The sequence below is a fragment of the Janthinobacterium sp. TB1-E2 genome, from assembly GCF_036885605.1.
Classification (GTDB): Bacteria; Pseudomonadota; Gammaproteobacteria; order Burkholderiales; family Burkholderiaceae_D; genus Janthinobacterium; species Janthinobacterium aestuarii.
On the sequence record NZ_CP142523.1, the window covers coordinates 5162829 to 5187541 of the forward strand.

Below are 24713 nucleotides of genomic sequence, written 5' to 3' on the forward strand. Positions count from 1 at the left end.
CGCCTGATCCCCTACATTTACCGGAGACCGATCATGACTGTCGAAAAACTCACCCTGCGGGACCGCCTGGGCTATGCCCAGGACGACGCCAGCCTGAATGACGATGCCGCGCACCAGGGCGCATCGAGCCAGAGCTACCAGCAGCTCAAGCACCGCACCCACCAGGCGCTGCTCGACCGTGTCGACCTGGAAGGCATGCAGCGCCTGTCGCGCGAGCAGATCCGCGAAGAGCTGAAAATCCTCGTCAGCGACGTGCTCACGGAAGACAATGTGGTGATCAACGAGCTGGAACGGCGCTCGCTGATCCGCGACATCCAGGACGAGGTGCTCGGCTTCGGCCCGCTCGAACCGCTGCTGGCAGATCCCGGCGTGTCCGATATCCTCGTCAACACCTACCGCCAGGTGTATGTCGAGCGCCATGGCCGCCTGGAGCTGAGCGACGTCTGCTTCACCGACGATGCGCATTTGATGAAAATCATCGACAAGATCGTCTCGCGCGTGGGCCGCCGCATCGACGAATCGAGCCCCATGGTCGATGCGCGCCTGCCCGACGGTTCGCGCGTCAACGCCATCATCCCGCCGCTGGCCATCGACGGCCCCGTGATGTCGATCCGGCGCTTTTCGGCCCAGCCCCTGCGCCTGGCCGACCTGTTGCTCAAGCACAGCCTCACGGAGGAAATGAGCACCACCCTGCAGGCGCTGGGCAAGGCCAAGGTCAACATCCTGATCTCGGGCGGCACGGGCAGCGGCAAGACCACCATGCTCAATGCGATTTCCGGTTTCATCAGCACGGCCGAACGCATCGTCACCATCGAGGACGCGGCCGAACTGCAGATGCAGCAGCCGCACGTGGTGCGCCTGGAAACGCGCCCGCCGAATATCGAGGGCAAGGGCGAAGTGACGCAGCGGGCGCTGGTGCGCAACGCGCTGCGCATGCGCCCCGACCGCATCATCCTGGGCGAGGTGCGCGGCGCCGAGGCGCTCGACATGCTGGGCGCCATGAACACGGGCCATGAAGGCTCGATGGCCACCATCCACGCGAACACCCCGCGCGACGCGCTGACGCGGCTGGAAAACATGATCAGCATGGCTTCCGCGGCCCTGCCCGTGAAAGCCATGCGCCAGCAGATCAGTTCGGCCATCAGCGTGGTGGTGCAGGTGTCGCGCCTGACGGACGGCAAGCGCAAGGTCACGTCGATCCAGGAAATCACGGGCATGGAAGGCGAGATGATCACCATGCAGGAAATCTTCACCTTCCGCCAGACGGGCATCGGCGAGGACGGCACGGTGCAGGGGCATTTCCATGCCAGCGGCGTGCGGCCGCGTTTCCTGGAACGCCTGCGCGCCTTCGGCATCAGCCTGCCGGAAACCCTGTTCGATCCCGCCCGCCAGTACCATTAAGGGGAGCATCATGGACTATCTCTATTACGTATTCGCCATCCTCACCTTCATCGCCGTGGTACTGCTGATCGAGGGCGTGTACCTGGCGTGGAACACCTCGCGCGGCCCGGAAGCGGAAAGGGTCGCGCGCCGCCTGCGCATCATGTCGGCCGGCGCGCATGGCGACACGGGCAGCTCGATGATCAAGAAACGCCTGCTGAGCGACACCCCGGCCCTGCAGCGCGTGCTGCTCAGCGTGCCCCGCGTGCATGCGCTCGACCGCCTGCTGGAACAGTCGGGCCTGACCTGGAGCGTGGCCAGCTTCGCCGGCCTGATGCTGGCTGCGGCCGGCGCCGCGTTTTTGCTGCTCAGCTACTTCAGCGTGCCGTGGCTGCTGCTCCTGCCGCTGGTGGCCGGCGCGGCCCTGCTGCCGCTGCTGGTGGTCTTGCGCGCCAAGGCCAAGCGCCTGCAGCGCATCGAGCAGCAATTGCCCGATGCGCTCGATCTGATGGCGCGTGCCCTGCGCGCCGGCCACGCCTTCCCCACCGCCCTGAAGATGGTCGGCGATGAAATGAACGCGCCGCTGGCCGTGGAATTTCGCGCCACTTTCGACGAAGTCAATTTCGGCATCGCCATGCAGGATGCGCTGATGAACCTGGCCACGCGCGTGCCCAGCACGGACTTGCGCTACTTCGTCATCGCCGTGCTGATCCAGCGCGAAACGGGCGGCAACCTGGCCGAGCTGCTCGACAGCATCAGCCGCATCATCCGCGAGCGCATCAAGCTGCTGGGACAGGTGCGCGTGCTGTCGGCCGAAGGCAAGCTGTCGGCCTGGATTTTGTCGCTGCTGCCTTTCGGCGCGGCGGCCATGATCCAGCTGACCAATCCGCAATTCCTGGAAATGCTGTTCGTCGATCCAGGCGGACGCAAGATGCTCGCCGGCGCACTGGTGATGATGGTGTGCGGCATCCTGGTCATGCGCAATATCATCCGCATCCGTGTCTGAGCCCGCAAGGAGAATCCTCATGAATCCCGTCCATTTCGCCTTTCTCGCCCTGCTCTTCATCGCCGTCTTCGGCACCGTGCTGGTGGCCATGCGCAGCTTTGCCCCCGATCCCCTGCGCCAGCGCATGGACAACGCCACCGGCAAGAGCGCGGCGGCGCCTGGCGCCTCCGCGCCCAGCCCCTGGCTGGCGCGCATGGTGCGCCTGAGCGGCCCGCTGGCCAAGCTGTCGCTGCCCGACCAGGGCTGGGAAGGCTCCGTGATGCGCCGGCGCTTCATGAATGCCGGCCTGCGCCAGGTATCGGCGCCCATCCTGTTCTTTTCCGCCAAGACCATGCTGGCCATCGGCCTGCCGCTGCTGCTGTTCCTGGGACTGAGCGCGTCAGGCAGCCAGATGGCGGGCAAAGCTCTCTTGTTCTGGCTGCTGATCGTGGCCGCCATCGGCTACTACCTGCCCAATATCGTGCTGGCGCAAATGATCAAGCGGCGCCAGCGCGATATCTTCGAAAGCTTTCCCGATGCGCTGGACTTGATGACGGTGTGCGTGGAAGCGGGCCTGGCCATGGATGCGGCGCTGGCCAGGGTGGCGGCCGAAATCGCCCTGAAAAGCGCCGTGCTGGCCGAGGAATTGCACCTGGTGATGCTGGAACTGCGCGCCGGCAACACCAAGGAACGGGCGCTGCGCAACCTGGCCCTGCGCACGGGGGTCGAGGATGTCGACGCGCTGGTGGCCATGCTGATCCAGGCCGAGCGCTTCGGCACCAGCATCGCCTCCTCGCTGCGCGTGCAGTCGGACCAGCTGCGCACGAAGCGCCGCCAGCTGGCCGAGGAAGAAGCGGCGAAGATCGCCCTCAAGCTGCTGTTCCCGCTGATCTTTTTCATCTTCCCTTCGCTGCTGGTCGTCCTGATGGGACCAGCCTTCCTGCAAATCTACCGCGTGCTCCTGCCCAGCATGGGCAGCGGCAGCTGACCGGAGAACCGCCATGTCACAGCACACCACCCTGATGCTTATGTTCGCCTGCACCGGCCTGTTGCCCGCCTGCGGCCACCTGCCCGGTCCGGCCACTCAGAGCAACCATGCTGCGCCGCCCCAGGCGCGCATCGACGACAGCCCCGCCACCCGCAGCGCCGCTTTCTGCAAGCTGGGCAAGCGCATGCAGGAACTGGGCGACCCGCGCGCGGCGATGGCAGCGTACAGCGAAGCCCTGCTATTGACGCCCGACTCGGCCGACGCGCGCAATGGCGCCGCCGTGCTGCACGCGCAGCTGGGCCAGCTGGAAACGGCGCGCAGCATGCTGCAGGCGCTGGCGCAAGAGGCGCCGACGGCGAGGACCTACAACAACCTCGGCTACGTGCTGTACCTGCAGGGAGACTATGCCCAGGCGGCCAGCGTGCTGCGCCAGTCGCTGCAGCTCGACAACGGCCAGCAGCCGGCGCGCGCCAATCTGGATCTCACCATCGCGGCGCTGGCGCGCAGCATAGTCACAGTCGATGCCACCGCGGAGACCATCGTGCCCGACCTGGCACCGGCGCCCGCGCCAGCGGCGCCTGCCAGCCGCCTGCAGCTGACGCAATCGCAGCCGAATATCTTCACGCTGAGCTGGCGCGACACTCCCGTGGCGGCGCACGCCGCCTTGCCAGCGCCGGCAAAACAGGTGGCACCGGTGGCAACCCTGCCACGGCTGGAAGTCATCAACGGCAATGGCGCAACGGGGATGGCGGCGCGCATGCGCGGCATGCTGGGCGGCATGGGCATCAGCGTGCTGCGGCTGGGCAACCAGCGGCCGTATGGCGTCCAGGCCAGCAGCATCGTCTACCGCCCCGGTCACGCCGAGGCAGCGGCCGCCCTGGCCCTGGCCTTGGGCGGCATGCCGCAGCTGCAGGCGGCGGACGACGGCGGCGTGGGCGCGGGCGCCGACCTGCGTATCTTGCTGGGCAAGGATGCGGCAGCCAGCCTGCGCGCGCCGAACGTGCGCCTGGCGTCTAACCTGGCGCAGTAACGGTGAAATCAGCGCGGCAGCAGGCGGCGGTCGGCGGGGTTGATCAGGAAGCCTTGCAGGATATCCTGCAGCTGCGGCAGCTTGGCCACGTAGGCGGGAATGCCCAGCTGGCGCGCGCCGAAGTAGTGGGCGATGATGTCGCCCTGCTGCTCCATGTTGAAGTCGGACAGGACGCCGCCCGCTTGCGCATCGTAGCGGTAGGCGCGTTGGCCGATGTAGCCGCCGCGCAGCGCCAGCAGCACGCCATGCAGCAGCACGCTGTAGCCAAGCTGGTACTGCCACACGTGCACCATTTCGTGGATGAAGAACAGCTTGCCGCTGTTGCCTTCGCGCGAGAAATCGTCGCGGTACTGGGCCGGCATGAAGTGCAGGCTGCCGCGCGGCGTCATCGCCGTGTTCTGGTCCTGCAAGCCAAACGGTAGAAAGGAGCCGCGCACGACGCGCACGCGCGCGTAGTCGATGGCGCCCTGGAAGACGCTGCGGGCCATGGCGGTTTCGCCGATGGTGAAGGGGCGGCGCAAGACGCGCATGGCACTCCGTCAGAAGAAAGAAGCGGCAAGCATGGGAGCTTGCCGCACAGGTACCGATTAAACCGAACGTAAGCCGCTGGCAGCCTTGGCGATTTCAGTGATGCGGTCCCAGTTGCCGGCCGCGATCGCGTCTTTCGGTGTCAGCCAGGAGCCGCCCACGCAGGCGACGTTTTTCAGCGCCAGGAACTGCGACGCCGTCTCTTGCGAGATGCCGCCCGTCGGGCAGAACGTCACGTCTGGCAGCGGGCCGTAGATCGCGTTGAGCATGCCGATGCCGCCGGCCGGCACGGCCGGGAACAGTTTCAGCTGCTGGAAGCCGTTTTCACGCGCCGCCATCACTTCGCCTGGCGTCATCACGCCTGGCAGCAAGGGCAAGCCGCTGCTTTTCGCCGCCGCCACCAGGGCCGACGTCAGGCCTGGCGAGACGCCGAAGACGGCGCCCGCATCGCGCGCCTGCACGAATTCCTCGGGACGCGTCAAGGTGCCCACGCCGACGATGGCGCCCGGTACTTCCGACATGGCGCGGATCGCTTCCAGGCCATGCTTGGTGCGCAAGGTTACTTCCAGCACGCGGATGCCGCCCGCCACCAGCGCGCGCGCCAGCGGTACGGCGTGTTCAGGATCGTCGATCGCAATCACGGGGATCACGCTCGAGGTGCGCATAATTTCCAGTAGTGTCATGGTCATCTCTTATTTCCTAGCCAAAAAGTCTTCATCGGAACCCGGTACGGTGTCACCGACATTGTCGGCGTCGTGCAAGGCGACGGTGGTGGGAATCGGCGACGGCAGGCCGAAGGTGGTTGCACCTTCTTCCGCCGCGCTGACGGTGGAACGGAACATGGAAAACAGCTCGCGGCCCATGCCGATGTGGTTCGGCGACAGGTCGGCCGTGACCAGCGAACGCGCGTGCCAGACGTCGGCCGGCACCAGCGCCTCAAGCACGCCGGTAAAGGCGTCGAGACGGATGATGTCGCCGTCGCGCACGAGGCCCAGCGGGCCGCCGGCGAGAATCTCTGGCGACACGTGGATGGCGGCCGGCACCTTGCCCGACGCGCCCGACATGCGGCCATCGGTAACGAGCGCCACGTGGCGGCCCGCATCCTGAAGGTTGGCCAGCGCCGGCGTCAGCGCATGCAGTTCCGGCATGCCGTTGGCGCGCGGGCCCTGGAAGCGCAGCACGGCGACAAAGTCGCGGTCCAGCGATCCCGCCTTGTAGGCGGCCATGAAATCTTCCTGCGAATTGAACACGAGGGCAGGCGCTTCGACCGTGCGGTGCTCCGGCTTGACGGCCGAGACCTTCATCACGGCGCGGCCCAGGTTACCTGCGACCAGGACCATGCCGCCGTCCGGCGCGAACGGATTCGAGGCGGGGCGCAGCACGTTTTCATCGGCGCTGGCGGCTGGAGCATCTTTCCAGAAGACCTTGCCGTCTTCGCCGAGGAACGGCTCCATGCAGTGCGCGCGCAAGCCGTGGCCCAGGATGGTGTTGACGTCTTCGTGCAGCAAGCCCGCGTCCAGCAATTCGCGGATCAGGTAACCGGTGCCACCGGCCGCGTGGAAATGGTTCACGTCGGCGTCGCCGTTCGGGTAGATGCGCGTGAGCATCGGCACGATGGCCGACAGTTCATTGAAATCGTTCCAGTCGATGACGATGCCGGCCGCCTTGGCAATCGCCACCAGGTGCAGGGTGTGGTTGGTCGAGCCGCCCGTGGCCAGCAAGCCCACGACGGCGTTGACGATACATTTTTCGTCGACGATATGGCCAACCGGCAAATAGCTGGCGCTTTGCGCCGTGATGGCGGCGGCGCGCTGGGAGGCGGCCACAGTCAGCGCATCGCGCAGCGGCGTGTTCGGCGTGATGAAGGCGGCGCCCGGCATGTGCAAGCCCATCACTTCCATCAGCATCTGGTTGCTGTTCGCCGTGCCGTAGAAGGTACAGGTGCCGGCGCCGTGGTAGGCTTTCGATTCGCCTTCGAGCAAGTCTTCACGCGTGGCCTTGCCTTGCGCATACAACTGGCGCACCTGGGCTTTTTCCTTGTTCGACAGGCCCGACGTCATCGGGCCGGCCGGCACGAATACGGCCGGCAAGTGGCCGAAGTGCAGCGCGCCGATCAACAGGCCCGGCACGATCTTGTCGCACACGCCCAGGTACAGGGCGGCGTCGAACATATTGTGCGACAGCGCCACGGCCGTCGACATGGCGATGGTGTCGCGCGAGAACAGCGACAGTTCCATGCCCGGCTGGCCTTGCGTCACGCCATCGCACATGGCGGGCACGCCACCGGCGAACTGGGCGACGGCGCCCACTTCGCGCACGGCTTGCTTGATGATCTGCGGGAAGCCTTCGAAAGGCTGGTGCGCCGACAGCATGTCGTTGTACGAGGACACGATGGCCACGGACGGCTTCTTGTATTCCTTCAGCGACAGCTTGTCGTTGGCGGGAAAGGCGGCAAAGCCGTGCGCCAGGTTGGTGCACGACAGGGCGCCGCGCTGCACGCCCTGGATGCGGGCCGCATCCAGATGCGCCAGGTAGGCGCCGCGCGATGGCCGGCTGCGCGCGATGATGCGCGCTGTTACGGATTCGACTACTGGATGCAGCGCCATATGGATTTCCTTAAAAATGAGTATTTCGTGAAATTTTACTACAAAATGGTGAAGAAGAAGCGCTCTTGCATGGGCCAGCAACACAAATAAGCGACAGATTGCGGCGTATCAAGGCAAACCCGGCAAATATCGCATACCGGCACGTGCCAACATGGCTCTTATATGTCGCAGGCGCCATCGCTAAAAAAAGCACAACAAAATCCGCTTCGCGTCACAAACTGTAGTGAAATTACGTTTTTCTGATGTATTATTCTCATACCAATGCCGGATCCGCTGTTCGCCACGACGAACGCGCCGCGCTCCTTTCAACCGAGACAAGCACCCAAGCCGACCGCCATGCGCCAGCCAGCACCTACTCCTGCCATCACCGCCACCGCCAGTTTCCAGTCCCTGCAAGCGCATAGCGCCAGCCTGCGCGACGTGCATCTGCGCCAGCTGTTCGCGGCCGACCCCGCCCGCTTTTCCAGCATGACCGTCGATGCGGCCGGCCTGCTGCTCGATTACTCGAAGAACCGTGTCGACGCCACCGCCATGGGCCTGCTGATGGACCTGGCCCGCGAACGCGGCGTGGAAACGCAGCGCGAAGCCATGTTCACTGGCGAGAAAATCAATCTTACCGAACATCGGGCCGTTCTGCATACGGCTTTGCGCGCGCCACGCGGCACCAGGCTGGTCGTCGATGGCCAGGATATCGATGCCGACGTGCAAGATGTGCTGCAACGCGTCAAGGCATTTACAGACAAGGTGCGCAATGGCAGCTGGCTCGGCTACACGGGCAAGCCGATTTGCGACATCGTCAACATCGGCATCGGCGGCTCGGACCTGGGCCCGAAAATGGCGTGCCTGGCCCTGCGCTCCTACGCCAACCCGGGCCTGGAAATGCACTTTGTTTCCAACGTCGACGGTCACGACATGGAAGCGACCTTGTCCAAGGTCGATCCGGAAACGACCCTGTTCATCGTGGCTTCGAAAACTTTTGTTACGGCAGAAACCATGCTCAACGCCAACACGGCGCGCGCCTGGTTCCTGCTCGAAGGCGAAGAAAAGGATCTGGCCCAGCATTTTGTGGCCGTCTCGACCAATACGCAAGCCATCGTCGACTTCGGCATTTCGCCGGACAATATGTTCCCGTTCTGGGACTGGGTCGGCGGCCGCTATTCCGTCTGGTCGTCGATCGGCCTGGCCGTGGCCCTGTCCGTCGGCTTTGAATACTTCAGCGATTTCCTCGCCGGCGCGCATGCGATGGACCAGCATTTCCGCCAGGCGCCCCTGGAACAGAACATGCCCGTCGTGCTGGCCATGGTCGGTTTCTGGAACCGCCAGTTCCTCGACTGCGGCTCCGTTTCCATCGCGCCGTATCACCAGGACTTGAGCCGCTTTGCCGCCTATCTGCAACAGCTGGACATGGAAAGCAACGGCAAGCGCGTCACCAAGGATGGCATGCCCGTCGACGTACCCACCGGTCCCGTCATCTGGGGCGATTGCGGCACGAATGCGCAACACGCATATTTCCAGCTGCTGCACCAGGGCACGGACATCACGCCCATCGACTTCATCGCCGCCCTGCGCGCCACGCACGATTTGCCGGGCCACCACGACGCCCTGCTGGCCAACTGCTTCGCCCAGTCGGAAGCCTTCATGACGGGCAAGACGGGCGACGAGGTGCGTCTTGATTTGCAGGCGCAAGGATTGCCGGAAAACGAGATCGAGGCGCTGGTGCCGCACAAGACCTTCCCAGGCAACCGCCCCAGCAACACCATCCTGATGGACCAGCTGACCCCGACCACCCTGGGCGCCCTGATCGCGCTGTACGAACACAAGACCTTCGTGCAGGGCGTCTTGTGGAACGTCAACAGTTTCGACCAGTGGGGCGTGGAACTGGGCAAGGTGCTGGCCAAGAAAATCCAGGCCGAACTGACGGGCGAAGCCCGTCCCGACCACCACGACAGCTCGACCAATGGCTTGATTGCCTTGGCGAAAGCCGCCAAGGCGGCGTACTAACTTATTTGAGGTTTATGAATATTTACGAAATCAAAGTAGTCAGCGACAAGCCCATGCAAGTGGGCGAATGCCCGCTATGGCATGGCAAGGAAGCGGCCCTGTACTGGGTCGACATCGATGGCCGCGCCGTGCACCGCTTGCATCCGGCCAGCGGCAAGCATGAGCAATGGAGCATGCCGACGGAACCGTCGGCGCTGGCGATCAACGCCGGCGGCGGCCTGATCGTGGCCTTGCGCAGCGGTTTCGCCCACCTCGACACAAAGACGGGCAGCCTGGCGGAAATCGCTGCGGCGCCGTTCGACATGAGCACCACGCGCTTCAACGATGGCAAGGTCGATCCGGCAGGCCGTTTCTGGGTCGGCACGATTTTCGAGCCGCGCAGCGCCGACGCGGCGGAAATGTTCGTGCTGGACAAGGGACAAGTACGCAAGGTCTGGTCGGGCGGCATGACCGTGTCGAACGGCCTGGGCTTCAGCCCGGACAAGCGCACCATGTACCACTCGGATACCACCACGCACCGCATCGACCGCTTCGATTTCGATGCAGCCACGGGTGCCATTTCCGCGCCGCAACCGTTCCAGCGTTTTTCCACGGACAAGAAAGCGTTTGATTACGGCGGGCGCCCCGATGGCGCGGCCGTCGACAGCGAAGGCAATTACTGGTCGGCCATGTTTGAAGGCGGCAAGATCTTGCGCTTCGCCCCCGATGGCCATTTGCTGGGCGAAATCACCGTGCCCGTGCGCTGCCCCACCATGGTGACATTCGGCGGCCCCGACCTGCGCACCCTGTACATCACCAGCGCCAGCCACAACCGCTCCGCCGCCGAAATCGCCGACTACCCGTTGACGGGCCACGTGCTGTCCGTGCGCGTGGACGTGGCGGGCCAGCCGGAAACAGCTTACCAGGCGTAATCCGACACCATTGTTGACCGTGGCGGCGTCGGATTACGCGCAGCTTCGCTGCGCCAATCCGACCTACCGGACTGCCACGTGCCCAGAGGCGTGGCGGACCAGCCGTAATCGTTTGCCAGCAAGAAAAAGCGCCGGCACCCGCGAGGGTCCGGCGCTTTTTCTTGCGCAACGGCGTAGGTCGGATTAGCGGGACGAAGGCCCGTGTAATCCGACAACAGTGTTGACCGTGGCCGCGTCGGATTACCGCGACAATACCTTGCGGATCGTCTCGGCCAATTCAGCCGCCACAAACTTCGCCACATAGCCATCGGCGCCCACGCCCTTGACGTGGTCTTCGTTGGTCGAGCCCGTCAGCGACGAGTGGATCACCACGGGGATGTTGGAGAAACGGCCATCGTTCTTGATGTTGCGCGTCAAGGTAAAGCCATCCATTTCCGGCATTTCCAGGTCGGTCAGCACCAGCGCGACCTTGTCTTTCGCCGTCTTGCCTTCCGTGGCCGCCTGGGCCGAGATGGCCTGCAGGCGTTCCCACGCTTCCTTGCCCGTCTTGGTCATGATGAAAGGCACGCCCATCGCTTCGAGGCCTTTTTCGATCAGCGAGCGGGCCAGCGAGGAATCGTCGGCCGCAAGGATCACGGCGCCGGCCGGCAAGCGCACTTGCGGGCCGATGCTGTTCTCGTCCACGTCCGGGTCGCCCGACGGCAGCACGTTGCGCAGGATTTGCTCCACGTCCAGCACTTGCGCCAGGCGTGTCTTGTCCGTATCGCCATCGAGGCGGGCAATGCTGGTAACGAGGCCGCCGCCAACGCTCGACTCGGCCGACAGCACCTGATTCCATTCCAGGCGCACGATTTCATCGACCTCTTCCACGGCAAACGCCTGTGTCGAGCGGGCAAATTCGGTCACCATCAGGATCTTCAAGCCGCTGCTCTTGCAGCCGACCGCCATCGGCAAGTCGATCACGGGCACGATCTGGCCACGGATGTTGACCACGCCCAGCATGTGCGGGTGCGAACCGGCCACCGCCGTGATGGCAGGCATTTCCATGATTTCACGGACTTTGAACACATTGATGCCGAACAGTTCGCGGCTGGTCGAGTGATCACTGGTACCGAGCTTGAACAGGAACAGTTCGAATTTGTTATTACCTGTCAGGCTGGTGCGTTCATCGACATCTTGCTGCATTGAATTCATTGTGTCCCCTTGAGCCGTCTTGTAAAGTTAAGTCGCCTGCCCCTGATGCTGCGGACAGTGCGGACTGCACGTCGCATGGACGTCGGATGGCGGGTTCGGGGCATGGCCGGCGCTAGCGGTGCAGTATGTATCGTACAATTTCTTACAACCAATAGTTGCTATCGATTCGAGCTTGAATTATACGGTTTTTTACTTTCTCCAAAGCTACTTTACGCTGCCAACGGCGATCCTGACAGCATTTCTTGCTTTGCCTGTTGCTACAGCGCAAATGATGACGTGGAGAACTAGAAATTTCCCTGGCAACCATGGTTACTTTGAAACGCCGCGTGCAAATCGCGATAGCCTACCCAGGCCAGCGAACGGCATATAATGGCCATGCCGGCACCGCTGGCAGGCATACAGGGCAAAATGGCGACGGCAGCCGTTGGAATGTAGTAAAATTTCTTGCAATTGCCTGTTCTACGTAGTAAATTTACACCACCGATTATAGTAGCGACAGACTGGCACTTCCGGTCGGCTTCCTCCCCGCTCCGGCCCTTTTACTTTTGCGACGACACTCACTTATGGCACTTACCGATTTTGACCTGGTCCTGTTTGGCGGCAGCGGCGATTTAGCAATGCGCAAGTTGCTGCCTGCAATGTATGCGCGCGACGTCGCGAACGATTTGCCGCCGACGGCGCGCATCATCTGTGTGGGCCGCCAGGACAGCGGCCAGGATGCCTTCCTGAAAATGGTGGAAACCAACTCGCGCCCGCATATCAAGGCCAGCACCCTGAATGCCGCCACCTGGAGCAAATTCTGCGCGCGCATCGTGTATGTGTCGCTCAACGCCAGCGATGCGGCCACGTACGCGCCGCTGGTCGAAGCGCTGCGCGGCGATGCCGACCTGACGCGCGTGTACTACCTGGCGACGCCGCCGCACTTGTTCGCGCTGATCTGCGACAACCTGGAAGACAACGGCCTGGTGACGCCGAATTCGCGCGTGGTGCTGGAAAAACCGCTGGGCCGCGACCTGGCCAGCGCCAAGCAGATCAATGCCGAAGTGGGCAAGGTCTTCCAGGAATCGCAGATCTACCGTATCGACCACTACCTGGGCAAGGAAACCGTGCAGAACTTGCTGGCCCTGCGCTTCGGCAATATCCTGTTCGAACCGCTGTGGCGCCGCGAATGGATTTCCGACGTGCAGATCACCATCGCCGAAAAGCTGGGCGTGGGCAACCGCATGGGTTACTACGACACGTCGGGCGCGCTGCGCGACATGCTGCAAAACCACTTGCTGCAACTGCTGTGCATCGTCGCCATGGAACCGCCGACCTCGATCGCGCCGGACGCCGTGCGCGATGAAAAGCTGCAAGTGCTGCGCTCGCTGAAAAAATTCACGCCCACCACCCTGGCGCAAAACATCGTGCGCGGCCAGTACCGCGCGGGCCACGTCGACGGCGCCACCGTGCCGAGCTACCGCGACGAGCCGGATGCGCCGGAACATTCGCGCACCGAAACCTTCGTGGCCCTGAAGGCGGAAATCGATACCTGGCGCTGGGCCGGCGTGCCGTTCTACCTGCGCACGGGCAAGCGCATGGCCGACAGCCTGGCCGAGATCGTCGTGCGCTTCAAGCAGATCCCGCACTCGATCTTCAACCAGCCGACCTCCAGCTTCCAGCCGAACTGCCTGGTGATCCGTCTGCAGCCGGACGAAGGCTTGCGCATGAACCTGATGGCAAAAACCCCGGGCGACGGCATGCGCTTGAAACCGGCGGAACTGGAACTCGATTTCCGCGAATCGTTCAAGACCCCGCGCATGGACGCCTACGAGCGTTTGCTGCTCGACGTCCTGCGCGGCCAGCTGACCCTGTTCATGCGCGGCGACGAACTGGAAGCGGCCTGGGAATGGGTCGAGCCGATTCTCGACAACTGGGAACAGAACGACAGCGCGCCGATTCCGTACACGGCTGGCACCTGGGGCCCCGCGGCCGCCAGCGCCCTGATCGGCCGCGATGGCTTGCAGTGGCGTGAAGAGGCATTACCCGAGGATTAACAGGCAAAACAGGGGCCTGCCCGCAGATGGGCAGGCCCTTTACCTATTATCCCCACACTCCTGAACACCTACCAGAAGACTACCCTGATGCTGCTTGATTCCATTCGTACCCAGCTCGATTCGCTCTCCAAATCGGAGAAGAAGGTCGCGCTGGCCGTGCTTGACCAGCCTAACCAGACGGTCAGCCAGAACATCACGGCGCTGGCGAAAAGCGCGCAGGTGTCGGAACCGACCGTGGTGCGCTTTTGCCGCACCCTGGGCTATGACGGCTGGCATGAATTCAAGCTGAAACTGGCGCAGGGCTTGGCCCTGGCCATGCCGGGCGCGAACGAGCAGCCGGCGCAGGACGACCTGGCGGCCGACCTGGTGAATAAAATCTGCAGCCGCTCGATCAACACTCTGCTCGACCTGCGCAACAACCTGAATCCGGAAGCGATCCAGCGCGCGCTCGACATCCTGTCGCGCGCCAGCAAGATCGAATTCTATGGCCAGGGCACGTCGGGCATCGTGGCGGCAGACGCGCAGCACAAGTTCTTCCGCTCGGGCGTGCCGACGGTCGCCTACAGCGATCCGAACATCCACAGCATCGCCGCGGCCCTGCTGCGCGGCGGCGACTGCCTGGTGGCCATCTCGCAGCGCGGCAACAGCCCCGCTCTGGTCCGCTCCGTGAAACTGGCGCGCCGCGGCGGCGCCGACGTCGTCGTGCTGGCCCCATCGGGCACGCCGCTGGCCGACCTGGCGACCGTCCTGATCCCGATCGACCTGGTCTTCAACACCGACCCCTACACCCCGATTTCCGCGCGCCTGGCCTACCTGGTCGTAATCGACGTGCTGGCCGTGGGCCTGGCCCTGCAGCGGGGACCTGAATTCCGCAAGAAGATGCAGAATGCGCAGAAAGCGCTGCAGGAATTCGACATGCAGTTCGATTCCTTCATCGGCTGATCCGGCTGATCCCCTGCCGGCCCCAGCCCTGCTGGGGCAGCTCCTTAGCCAGGGTGGCGGAATGAAATAGATCGGGCTCAGCAAATGCACGGACTGCGTTAGTCAAGGCTGCCGCCAAGGCCGGCAATGTGCGGCTATCGACCCGGTGCACGGGTAGCTCAATGGATTGGCATTTGACTTACACCATCTTCAGCGACTCCACGGCATCGGCAGATATATGATGGGCCATCGCGATAATGCGCTGTTCCTTGTGCAAAACAGGCAGCATGCCCGCATACTGAGCGCCTGACGGCTTGAAGGTATCCGATCCCATGTAAATTGACCGGAAACGCAAATAGCCACCTCCCAAAAGTCTGTTCTCGCGTCCGCCCTTGTCCGGCTCGATCGCATCCATTTCGTTTTCGGTACCTTTGACAGCTTTGTATCGCAGCAATTGCTCTTTTTCCTTCTTGCTCAAACTATAGGGATTGGGCTTCCCAGGGTCTGCCTCCGGACCGTTCTCCCATTCACGGGCTCGCTCTTCCTGAGCCACAAGCAATTCCAGCGCGTACCACAAGTCAGGAATGTCTTTCCCCAACGGTTTGAACCACGCACGCGAGTCATGCACGAACTGTTCAAAAAAGTTGTTTACTTCGGCGGGTGGTACCGGCTTATCCCAAAATTCGGCGATAGGTTCCCATTCGGGATTACGGGGCCGCCCTCTACTGCCAGTCGTGCGCTGATCGGTGCGCCATTTTTCAAAGCTCGCAACCTCTTCCTCCAACTCCTTGTCCGCCATCGTGAGATCAGTAAAATCGAATTTCCCGCTTTTATAGGTGGCTGCCAAATTCTTGACATTCGGCAAATCTCCCATCTTGCCAAGCATTTTCTTGCGCCACTGTATGTACAGCATGTGCTGGAATTCCATAATCCTATGTAGCCGCAATGATGGCTCAGCTCCTTGCTGCGCATGGCAAAAGCCGATATAGGCATTGAAGGTGGCTATTGTGCGCGGATCGATGCGAAAGGCCCGCTTCGTCGCTTCACTGGCCTCTTCCAGCTTCAGCGGCACCCCAGCCAGGCGCGCCGCCCGGTACATCGTGGCCAAGGTAATGCGCGACATCAAGTCACCTCCGCTTGGATCTGTACCGCGCCCTTGTTCTTGCGGTAAATAGCCGCCTCCGATGTCCGAATGAACACCGGGGAAAACAATTTCAGTGCAATTAGGGGGAATATTGCCCAGGTGAGCAACGGAGTCCAAGGGAAAAGACCGGCGTACTTCATGCGCCGACACCAGATGCAGGCACTTGGTTGGCCCCGGTGATGTGGGTATTCTGAGCGACACTTCGGTGTCGGCCCAGCCACCATGTCCGTCCACCATCCTGTTCGGGAGGGGCACTGAAGCCGCCAAGCCAACCGAAGCGACGGTATCGAACAGGCCCATAAAGTCAAACGTCACCTCGATAGTGCCCATACTTAACTGGCGAGCCTTGACGCCTTTGCTAACGGTCAGTTGCGCATCGAGCTTGCATAACCAGATAAACCAGTTGGCAAACGAGCGCGCTTCGGCCGCGCCACGCGAGAAACCGAACATCGACACGAAGATATTGAGCACCCTGCCTTTATTAACGCTTTTCGCAGGCCCATCGGTTGGCACAAATGATCGCAAATTGCTGTGCAACTTTTGCAAGGCCTGCGTAAAAGCGTTCACCAGCGCCTGTGAAGGCCGCACTTTACTGGGTAAACTGAGCGTATTGAAGTCTTGTTTAAACGTCTTGTCATCCACCAAGGGAGCATCCGTATAATATCTGTGCACATTATTGAGTGCCTCCACCAATGCCCAGATGATGCGATTTTCTCCCTTGTAAGCGAAGGCCAGGCCGCGCGCCCGGTCGCTGGTGAGAGCGCTAAATCCCTCGCCCGTATCGCCAACCTCGTCGAAACGTGTTCCCACTCCGGGAACATAGGTGCGAAAGTAACTGTTGTGGTATTTTGTTTCCAAGTCCGGCCAGGCCTCGCTGCCATGCGTATCTTTACCGCCGGGAAATGCACGGTACAAGCGCGCCACGTTGCTGTGACAATGAAGCGGCACATCCCGCTTCATATTATTGTTGGTGCCGTCAAAGAAGAAACCGAAAAACAGATTGACATCACATGGTGGAGGAAAACCTGGAAGTGGGCATTCACGCTTCTTTATAAATTCTATAATTTCATCCATTTCATTAGCGCCGTCAAAAAAACGGTCTTTGTCAGATGGATCAGTTTTATCAACAGAATAGTTTTCGGCTAAAAAAGCTGTCATCTCACATCTCCCTCTAAACTCTGGACAATTTTTTTTTGAAATTCAATAATTTCTTTTTTCTCTTTTATCTTTTCATCTGATAATGTATAAAAGTCACGCAGTAATCTTTTCTCCAAAAAATCGAGCGTATTTCTCTCTCTCTTTAGTTTATCCTTGCGACGCTCATCCCGATACTCCTTCGTCGGTACCGGATACCCCTTGATTTTCCCCGGCCATTCCGGCCGACTTGGTCCGTAATGCGATACCACGGCCCCCACGCTGCCATCTTCATAGACGATCAGCCAGATATCGCCCGCCTTCCCATCCGGATACGGCGGGATGCTGACTGTCTCGCGATGCAGGGTCGGGTCTGGATAAAACTGATAGACCACCACGACCTTCAAATCCGCATGCCATTTTTCCGGCACGCTGAAACAGCATATCGTGCCGCCTTGGCCATAAGGATCGATCGCATCGCCACCGCCGCCGCTGTTGGTATTGCCCGGATTTTCAACCGCGATGTAATTGACTTCGCGCGAAGAATAATTCAGCGCCTGAATGCTCGCGGCCATGGCAACGCCGGGCAAACATGCGGCCAGCAAGATACCTCGCCACAGCCACTGCCTGAACAAGATAATCATGACTTTGCCTCCACTGATAAGGTCGGCACATCAGCAGAGGATTGCTCTGCCATCCAGAGTTCAAACAATGAATCGGGTGTTTGCGCCCTAGCAGGCTCTGCTAGCCAGGACGCAATTTGCGGCCGTGTTTGCAGACCTGGGTTTTCGAGGCCAAATATGCATACGTCAAATCGATCTGGCGGTGTTTCGAGCCGCGCATGATCGGCACAACCCAGCCAATATTCGATCAGGGCATGGGCATGTTCGGCAGTATGTGGTTCCAGCAAGCGAGGACTGGTTGCGCGCACTTGAAACAAGATGCCGTCGCCTTCCGCCGCCCGCATCAGTTGAGCGCATTGCTGCTCACTTAACGATATACCAAGCGCCGCCGGTAGCGCTTCACCAGGCAAGGTCAAATCACTCCAGTCGGCTTTGCGCGTGACGTATTGCCAACGGTGTGCCGGCCCGCAAAACTGGCCCAACTGCTGCGCCGTCAATATATTGAAAAGCGGCGGCAAAATGCGGGTATCGGCAAACGACAACGCCACCGTATAGTCTGCGGCATCGACGATGCACCATGATGCCAAACGGGCAGCCAGTTGTTGCAACGGCTCCGGCGTGACAATCAGGCTGAGCGCCGGATGACCATTGGTTTTTTCAAGTAGTCGTTCCCAAGTAAAACGAGCTGTATCGTCAAATTCAACAAGCAGCGGCGAGATGGACAAAGTTTCTTCATTCGCACCTGGCGCACCGGAAAACAACGCCTCATATCGCAGATGCTGCGTGCGCTTAAGCAATGGATAACACGACTCGTCAAAAACACCATCGATCAACGCATAAATGTGCGCCTCGGGAAACTGACGGCGAAACGCCTGCAAGCGCGTGTGCAATGACACTTTCCAGTCAGAAGGAAACATATTAATATCCACTTAGTCATGCTCCTCTAACTGTTGTTTTTGGCTATTCACTCTTCCACCATGGAAAAAGGCGAACCTGATTCGGCTGCGCTACGCCTGCATCGTTTACATATGGAACGGGAGAATCTGGGCAACGGATAAGTCAGCCGCTCCGGCCCGATAAAACTTTTCTTGCCTGCAAACACGGTAATCTTGCCCGGGCACTGGATCGTGATGTTGCCGCCCTCGATCGTGATGTTGGCGCCGCCCGCCGTCGACAGGCGGATGCTTTTCGCCGCCGCCCAGTCGATGTGCGCGTTGGCGCTGGTGACATTGACCTCTTCGCGCGCCTGCACCTTGATCTCGTCGGACTGGGCCTGCACCTCGATGGGCTGGCTGGCCGCCACCAGCTGGACGCCCAGCTCGCCCTCGCCCGGCTTGACGACACCGCCCAGCATGCCGATCGCCTGGCCCGTGTGCAATCGCCATTGGCCGCCGCTGGCGAACTGTGTATCGAGCCCGCTCATCAGTGTTGCCGTTTCGCCGTTGGCCAGTTGCATATCCTGGCCCGCCACCACGCCCAGGCCCGCCTTGGCCGCCACCGCGATGATGGCGTCGCTGCTGTGCGGCAGCTTGTCGTCGGCCGGCGCCGTGGGTTTACCGGCCGCGTCGCTCCTGGCGGCGTCCGCGCTGTCGCGGCTCAGCATGCCCGAGGCACTGGTCAAGAATGCCGGCAACGGCGCGGCCTTGGCATCGAGCGCACTGCTGCCGGGCGCCGTCGCCCCCAAGTGCGCCGCATAGGCCACCCCCTGATGCGTGACGGCCGCCTCGCTGAAAGTCTCGCCCAGCTTGGCCGCCTGCTTGAGCAGCGCCATGCCGGGCGCATTGTCGCCGGCCGGGTCGCGTGCCCGCGCGTCGTGGTTGACGAGGTAGCTGGAAATCAGGAGCCCGGCGCCCGCCCGCACCGCGCCATACGCATCGGTGCGCAGCTCGGCGCCGGCGCCGCGCAGGCTGCCCCGGTAATTGTCGGCGCCGTGGATCAAGTGGCCAAGAGTGAGTTCGCTGGCCGCATGGCTGCTTTTCAGCTGTACCCGGCCCTGGCTGTCCGTGTCGTCGAACAACAGCTGGTTGTAGCCCGCCGCTCCTCCCGCCTTGCCGAACTCCTTGCTGCGGATGCCCCATTGCGCGCCGGCATTGCGGTGCGCCGCACTGGCTCCGGCGGCGCCATGCCACAAGGGACTGTTGCCGCCCGCCAGATTGCCCTGGCCCGCCACAGCGTGATCGTGTGACGGCTGGAAAACGCCGGCGTCGCCCGACTCGCCGCCAACACCGCCCGGGGTCGGTTTGCTTCCGCCCTCGCCCTGGCCGTTGTACAGCGCGCCGACGATGACGGGCCGGTCGATATCGTTTTCCAAAAATTGCACCAGCACTTCCTGGCCGATGCGCGGCAGGAACTGGCTGCCCATGCCGCCGCCAGCCGCGCGCTGCGCCACGCGCACCCAGCAGGTCGCGGCCGTTTCCTGTTGCCAGTGAAAGCGGATGCGCACCCGGCCCAGCCTGTCGCAATAGATTTCATCGGCGCCGCTGGCCGCGTCATTGCCATCGGCGCCCACGACGATGGCGCTCTGGCTGCCCAGGGCCGTCGGCGTGGCATGCTGGCGCGCATCGTTGCCATCCTGCAGCGGACGCCACGGCGTGCTTGCTGTGATCATCTCGATGCAGTTGGCGTAACCGCTGGCTTGCGCCTGCGCGATCGCGGCGGCGGCATCGGGAAAACCGTCGCCCCACTGCGCCACGGTTTCCTCCAGCAATTCCGGTATCGGGCCGAACAGTTCCGCCAATCCCTCCAGTGCCGGCACCGGCAGGTTGTTGACGCCGATGCTGGCCACGCGCAGCACGACATACTCGGGTGCGGCGCCATCGGCGGGCGGCAATGGTCCCTGCGTCAGGGTAAAACGCGTGCCGGCGCGCAGGGTTCGCACGGTCGAGCGGGCTTGCCACAGCTGGGCGCGCGCTTCATGCGCCTGCATCTGCAACTGCGCATAGCGCTGCGCCTGGGCGGCGCTGGCGTACCAGTACTGGCCCGGCGTATCGTAGCTTTCCAGCACCGGCGCATTCTTGCCGCCGAGCGCCGTGTTGGTCGGCACGCTGGCGGCCACGGCCTTTTTCGCCTTGTAGTCATAGCTGAGTACGCTGCTCAGGCCCACCTGCAGGCTGCGCCGCGCGCTCAAGGCCTGCACGCTGTCGCCCGGCTCGCCGACGCGCGCGCCATGAAAGCGCAAGCCGCCGCCCTGCGCGCTGCTGGCGTCCTCGGGCGTGGCGCACACCTGGCTGCTGTCGGCAAAGACGATCATGGTCTGACCGTCAAACCGCCAGGCCAGCCCTTCTTCCGTCAGCAGCCGGCGCACGAAATCGTAGTCCGATTCGCGGTACTGGCAGCAATAGCTGCGCTCGCCCGCCTCCTGCATGAATGACGCCACCTCGTCGCTCCAGCGCCACAGCGCGTACGGCGCATACGCCTGCAAGACCTCGTCGACGATGGCGCTCACGCTCCTGTCTTGCCAGACGCGGCTGTTACGCGCCTGGGTCAGCAGCCACAGCCATGGCGTGATGCGCAGCCGGTAGCGCGCCAGGCCGCCATTGCTGCCCAGCGTGGCGGCGGCGCTGATATAGCCGGAAAATGGGGTGCGCGTGCCGTCCGCCAGGCTGATATGCAGGCTGGCCGGCTGGCCCAGCAGGGACGCCAGCGCCACATGGGCGCTGGTGGACAAGGCGATGATGTCGCGCGCGCCCACCTCCTGCAGCCGTTCGTCGGCGGCAAAGGCTTCGACCAGCAAGCCGCTGTCCTGTCCATCGTCGCCGATGGACAATGCATACAGGCGTGTCGCGCCGTTGAAGGCGGCTACCGCGCTAACGATATCTTGTGTCAAAAGATGCTCTTCATCTGGAGAGTGGCATCGCACATTGCTTATTAAAACAATGTACAAAATAAACAAGTCCAGGCAATTATGCGCGAGTTCTCAAAAAAGCAAGATTCAATTGAGTAAGTAGTGCGCGGGCAAACCAATAGTCGATGCTTCAGGCAGTGAATTCGGTACAATAGCCCGGCAAGCCCATTCACTCTTTCCCGTGCAGCCATGAACCAACTCGAACAACTGAAGCAATTTACTACCGTGGTGGCCGACACCGGCGACTTCCAATCGATCCAGGCATACACGCCGCGCGATGCGACGACGAATCCGTCGCTGATCCTGAAGGCCGTGCAAAAGGATGAATACAAGCCGCTGCTGGAAAAGGCCGTGCGCGACCATCCGAACGCCTCGACCGCCGAAATCATCGACCGCCTGCTGATCGCCTTTGGCGTGGAAATCCTGCAAACCATCCCCGGCCGCGTCTCCACCGAAGTCGATGCGCGCCTGTCGTTCGACACGGAAGGCACGGTCGCCAAGGGCCGCGACCTGATCGCCCTGTATTCGAATGCCGGCATTCCGCGCGAGCGCGTGCTGATCAAGATCGCCTCCACCTGGGAAGGCATCCGCGCCGCCGCCATCCTGGAAAAGGAAGGCATCCGCTGCAACATGACCCTGCTGTTCTCGCTGGCCCAGGCGATTGCCTGCGCCGAAGCGGGCGCCCAGCTCATTTCGCCGTTCGTCGGCCGCATCTACGACTGGTACAAGAAATCGACGGGTATCGATTACATGGGCGCGGAAGACCCGGGCGTGCAATCGGTCCGCCGCATCTACAACTACTACCGCAAATTCGGCTACAAGACCGAGGTGATGGGCGCGAGCTTCCGCAACACGTCGCAAATCCTCGAACTGGCCGGCTGCGACCTGCTCACCATCAGCCCCGACCTGCTGCAAAAACTGGCCGACAGCGATGCGCCGGTGGAACGCAAGCTGAGCGCCGAAGCGGCGCCATCGACCAGCATCGTGCAAATGTCGCTGAACGAAGAAGCCTTCCGCTTCATGATGAATGAAGACGCGATGGCGACGGAAAAACTGGCCGAAGGCATCCGCGCCTTCTGCATCGATTCCGGCAAGCTGAAACAGATGATCGCGGCGCTGCGTTAATCGCGGCAATCGCGACGGACGAAAAAGAGCGGCGCCGTGCATTGCACGGCGCCGCTTTTTTCATGCCCGTGCGATCAGGAGCAGCGGAACGTGGCCACGCCCTGGTAATTGGCGCCATTCGCCAGCTGCGCCTTGTAGGCGGCGATCAGCAGATAGCGGCCGGCGCCGCCGTCGCCCAGCATCAGCTGCGCGCCCGTGCCATTCGACAGGTAGCCGCCGGTGATGCTGCTGGAACCTGGCGAAGCGATGGTCGTCGAAGCCGATACTTTGCCCGTGCTGCCGCCAGCGCTGGCGTCGATGGCCAGCGCTATTTTCGCGCCGGAGGCATCGAAGGACATGCTGCCAGTGCCGCTGGCAGTGCCGAAGTAGCCGCTCGACGAGATGTTCGTACCGCCTGTATAGCTTGGCGCCGTGAACGTGCCGGCATCGCAGGTGAACGTGCCGGTCGCTGGCAATGCGGCGAGCACGTTGTAGGCGACGTAATGCGCGCTGGCATTGTTACCGGTCAACGTCGTGGCACCAGTACTGTTGCTGAATGAGCCCTTGAACCAGCGTCCCTGCGCAAAAGCCGCGTCGCCGCTGATTTCGCGCGTCACGGACGGGTTGCCCGTCAGCACGATGCTGCCGATATTGCTCAAGGCGCCGGAGGTATCCTGGACCAGCAGGCTGGCCTTGCCACTGCTCTGCAAGCCGATAGCCGTAAAGATGAAGCGGCTATTGTCGCCATTGACGAAACGGGCGCTGACACTACCCGTGTTTTCGCCGGTGGCCGCTGGCACCGTGGGAACGACAGGAACGACAGGAACGACGGGCGCCACCGGATCGGCAGGCTTGGCCGTGTTCACGGCAACCGACGTGTCGGATGGGGAAGAGGAACCGCCACCACCGCAAGCGGCAAGCGAAGCGGCGATCAGGGTCAGAACAAAAGCGTGATTCAGTTGCATACGATTCCAATAAAAAAAGCAAGACATAAGGAATCCTTGGCACATGCCAAAAATTCAACGTCCAATATTATGCAACATTTCTCAAGAGAATGGTTGCCTTAAAGAAATTTATTAATACTAACAATGGGACTATAGCGAGCGCGACTGTGTCATGGCGCCACGCTGGCGGTAAAATACCTGGCTACAGGCCGCCAACGACTACTCATGCAATCACCGATCACTATCCGCCTGGGCCGCCGCGCCCGGGCGCGCATCGCCGACAACGGGGTGCGCGCCAGCGATATCGCCATCGTTCCTGCCGCCGCAGGCGGGCCGAAAGGCTTGATCCTGCACCAGCTCGATTGCTGGCTGTTCGGCCACTTCCTGCCACAAGCGCCGCGTCCGCGCCAGTTCGTCGGCGCTTCGATCGGCGCCTGGCGCATGGCCGCCGCCGTGTTCCCCGACCCTGTCGCCGCGCAGCGCCGCCTGGTGCGCGAATACGTGGGCCAGCGTTATCCCGACAAACCCGAGGCGGCGCACGTCAGCCGCACCTGCCGCGCCCTGCTCGACGCCGTCCTCGATGGCCAGGATGCGCAGCTGCTGCGGCACGAGCGCCACAGCCTGTCGGTGCTGGCCGTACGCGGCATCGGCGCGCTGGCGCAGCCGGGCAAATGGCGCGACCGGCGCGGCTTCCTGATGGCGGCCGCCGGCAACGCCGTGGCGCGCGCGCGCCTGGCCGCCTCGCTGGAACGCGCCGTGTTCCATGCCGGACCGGATGGCGCCAGCTGGCTGCGCTCGCGCTTCGACGCCTTCCATTCCCACTTCGTGCCGCTGGCGCAAGACAACCTGCGCGACGCGCTGCTGGCCTCCGGCTCCATTCCGCTGGTGCTCGATGCGGTCACGGACATCGCCGGCGCGCCGCCCGGGCGCTACTGGGACGGCGGCCTGGTCGACTACCATTTGCACCTGCCCTACCAGCGCGAACCGGACCTCGTGCTGTATCCGCATTTTGCCGACCATATCGTACCGGGCTGGCTGGACAAGGCCATGCCCTGGCGCCGCGCGCGCAGCGGCGATAGCGCACTCGACAACATGATCCTCGTCTCGCCGTCGCCCGCCTTCGTGGCCAGCCTGCCCAACGGCAAACTGCCGGACCGGCGCGACTTCCCCCATTACGGGCAAGACCACGCGGCGCGCATGCGCGACTGGCGCCGCGCCATCGCGGAAAGCGAGCGCATGGCGGCCGCCTTCGCCCGCTGGGCCGAGCAGCCGGACTTGCGCCAGGCGGGCGATCTGTAGCACGGGCGTGGCTGCAACAGACGCCAAAACAAGCGCGCGTT

At 62.5% G+C, this 24713-nt stretch carries 19 protein-coding genes; 10 read left to right on the forward strand and 9 right to left on the reverse strand.

Features of this window, described 5'->3' with window-relative positions:
• Window positions 1–33 precede the first annotated feature (33 nt).
• From OPV09_RS23225 to OPV09_RS23240, 4 genes are read left to right on the forward strand one after another with little or no spacing between them, the layout of a single operon-like run.
• Window positions 34–1401, forward strand: a complete 1368-nt coding sequence (locus tag OPV09_RS23225; protein WP_034750845.1) for a CpaF family protein — start codon at window positions 34–36, stop codon at window positions 1399–1401.
• A gap of 10 nt (window positions 1402–1411) precedes the next feature.
• Entirely contained in the window at window positions 1412–2386 is a 975-nt protein-coding gene (locus OPV09_RS23230) for a type II secretion system F family protein (RefSeq protein WP_338679484.1), read from the forward strand.
• Between the two features lie 19 nt (window positions 2387–2405).
• Window positions 2406–3353 carry a type II secretion system F family protein gene (locus OPV09_RS23235; RefSeq protein ID WP_338679485.1) on the forward strand — a complete coding sequence of 316 codons (948 nt, stop codon included), beginning with the start codon at window positions 2406–2408 and terminating at the stop codon, window positions 3351–3353.
• Between the two features lie 13 nt (window positions 3354–3366).
• A complete protein-coding gene (locus OPV09_RS23240; RefSeq protein ID WP_338679486.1) occupies window positions 3367–4383 on the forward strand; it encodes a LytR C-terminal domain-containing protein in 1017 nt (338 codons plus the stop codon).
• A gap of 8 nt (window positions 4384–4391) precedes the next feature.
• On the opposite strand, the gene OPV09_RS23245 is transcribed toward OPV09_RS23240, so the two are convergent.
• The 3 genes from OPV09_RS23245 to edd are packed head-to-tail and all read right to left on the reverse strand — an operon-like array spanning window position 4392 to window position 7517.
• Window positions 4392–4913, reverse strand: coding sequence for a Rhs element Vgr protein (locus OPV09_RS23245; protein ID WP_338679487.1), 522 nt, complete (start codon window positions 4911–4913; stop codon window positions 4392–4394).
• Between the two features lie 57 nt (window positions 4914–4970).
• Window positions 4971–5600 (reverse strand): bifunctional 4-hydroxy-2-oxoglutarate aldolase/2-dehydro-3-deoxy-phosphogluconate aldolase, encoded by a 630-nt coding sequence (locus tag OPV09_RS23250; RefSeq protein ID WP_070303463.1) that lies wholly within the window; start codon window positions 5598–5600, stop codon window positions 4971–4973.
• Window positions 5601–5603: 3 nt separating this feature from the next.
• On the reverse strand, window positions 5604–7517 hold the full coding sequence (gene edd / locus OPV09_RS23255) for a phosphogluconate dehydratase (protein WP_338679488.1): 1914 nt from the start codon (window positions 7515–7517) through the stop codon (window positions 5604–5606).
• A 336-nt stretch (window positions 7518–7853) separates the two neighbouring features.
• Between edd and pgi the strand changes: the two genes are divergently transcribed.
• Both pgi and OPV09_RS23265 read left to right on the forward strand, forming a co-directional pair.
• Window positions 7854–9518, forward strand: a complete 1665-nt coding sequence (gene pgi / locus OPV09_RS23260) for a glucose-6-phosphate isomerase (RefSeq protein ID WP_338679489.1) — start codon at window positions 7854–7856, stop codon at window positions 9516–9518.
• Window positions 9519–9532: 14 nt separating this feature from the next.
• Window positions 9533–10429 carry an SMP-30/gluconolactonase/LRE family protein gene (locus OPV09_RS23265; protein ID WP_338679490.1) on the forward strand — a complete coding sequence of 299 codons (897 nt, stop codon included), beginning with the start codon at window positions 9533–9535 and terminating at the stop codon, window positions 10427–10429.
• A gap of 240 nt (window positions 10430–10669) precedes the next feature.
• Here OPV09_RS23265 and OPV09_RS23270 read toward each other — a convergent pair whose 3' ends face one another.
• A complete protein-coding gene (locus tag OPV09_RS23270; RefSeq protein WP_034750860.1) occupies window positions 10670–11623 on the reverse strand; it encodes a chemotaxis protein in 954 nt (317 codons plus the stop codon).
• Window positions 11624–12186: 563 nt separating this feature from the next.
• Between OPV09_RS23270 and zwf the strand changes: the two genes are divergently transcribed.
• Window positions 12187–13659 (forward strand): glucose-6-phosphate dehydrogenase, encoded by a 1473-nt coding sequence (gene zwf, locus OPV09_RS23275; RefSeq protein WP_034750861.1) that lies wholly within the window; start codon window positions 12187–12189, stop codon window positions 13657–13659.
• An 87-nt stretch (window positions 13660–13746) separates the two neighbouring features.
• Window positions 13747–14601, forward strand: a complete 855-nt coding sequence (locus OPV09_RS23280; protein ID WP_034750862.1) for an SIS domain-containing protein — start codon at window positions 13747–13749, stop codon at window positions 14599–14601.
• A 178-nt stretch (window positions 14602–14779) separates the two neighbouring features.
• On the opposite strand, the gene OPV09_RS23285 is transcribed toward OPV09_RS23280, so the two are convergent.
• Genes OPV09_RS23285 through OPV09_RS23300 form a run of 4 tightly spaced genes read right to left on the reverse strand, consistent with a single transcriptional unit; the run spans window position 14780 to window position 21307 of the window.
• Window positions 14780–16882: a T6SS phospholipase effector Tle1-like catalytic domain-containing protein gene (locus tag OPV09_RS23285; RefSeq protein ID WP_219327613.1), complete on the reverse strand. Its 2103-nt coding sequence runs from the start codon at window positions 16880–16882 to the stop codon at window positions 14780–14782.
• On the reverse strand, window positions 16879–17502 hold the full coding sequence (locus OPV09_RS23290; RefSeq protein WP_219327614.1) for a DUF3304 domain-containing protein: 624 nt from the start codon (window positions 17500–17502) through the stop codon (window positions 16879–16881). The genes OPV09_RS23285 and OPV09_RS23290 overlap by 4 nt, the downstream gene beginning before the upstream one ends.
• Window positions 17499–18398 carry a DUF4123 domain-containing protein gene (locus tag OPV09_RS23295; RefSeq protein ID WP_338679491.1) on the reverse strand — a complete coding sequence of 300 codons (900 nt, stop codon included), beginning with the start codon at window positions 18396–18398 and terminating at the stop codon, window positions 17499–17501. Before OPV09_RS23295 ends, OPV09_RS23290 begins: the two co-directional genes overlap by 4 nt.
• 47 nt (window positions 18399–18445) lie before the next feature.
• Window positions 18446–21307, reverse strand: a complete 2862-nt coding sequence (locus OPV09_RS23300) for a type VI secretion system Vgr family protein (protein WP_338679492.1) — start codon at window positions 21305–21307, stop codon at window positions 18446–18448.
• Window positions 21308–21514: 207 nt separating this feature from the next.
• Here OPV09_RS23300 and tal point away from each other — a divergent pair, with 207 nt between their 5' ends.
• Window positions 21515–22450 (forward strand): transaldolase, encoded by a 936-nt coding sequence (gene tal, locus OPV09_RS23305; protein WP_219327617.1) that lies wholly within the window; start codon window positions 21515–21517, stop codon window positions 22448–22450.
• A gap of 74 nt (window positions 22451–22524) precedes the next feature.
• Here the strand turns inward: tal and OPV09_RS23310 are convergent, their stop codons facing one another.
• Window positions 22525–23394, reverse strand: a complete 870-nt coding sequence (locus OPV09_RS23310; protein ID WP_338679493.1) for a hypothetical protein — start codon at window positions 23392–23394, stop codon at window positions 22525–22527.
• A gap of 204 nt (window positions 23395–23598) precedes the next feature.
• On the opposite strand from OPV09_RS23310, the gene OPV09_RS23315 reads away from it, so the two are divergent.
• Window positions 23599–24672 carry a patatin-like phospholipase family protein gene (locus OPV09_RS23315; RefSeq protein WP_338679494.1) on the forward strand — a complete coding sequence of 358 codons (1074 nt, stop codon included), beginning with the start codon at window positions 23599–23601 and terminating at the stop codon, window positions 24670–24672.
• The last annotated feature ends 41 nt before the right edge of the window (window positions 24673–24713 follow it).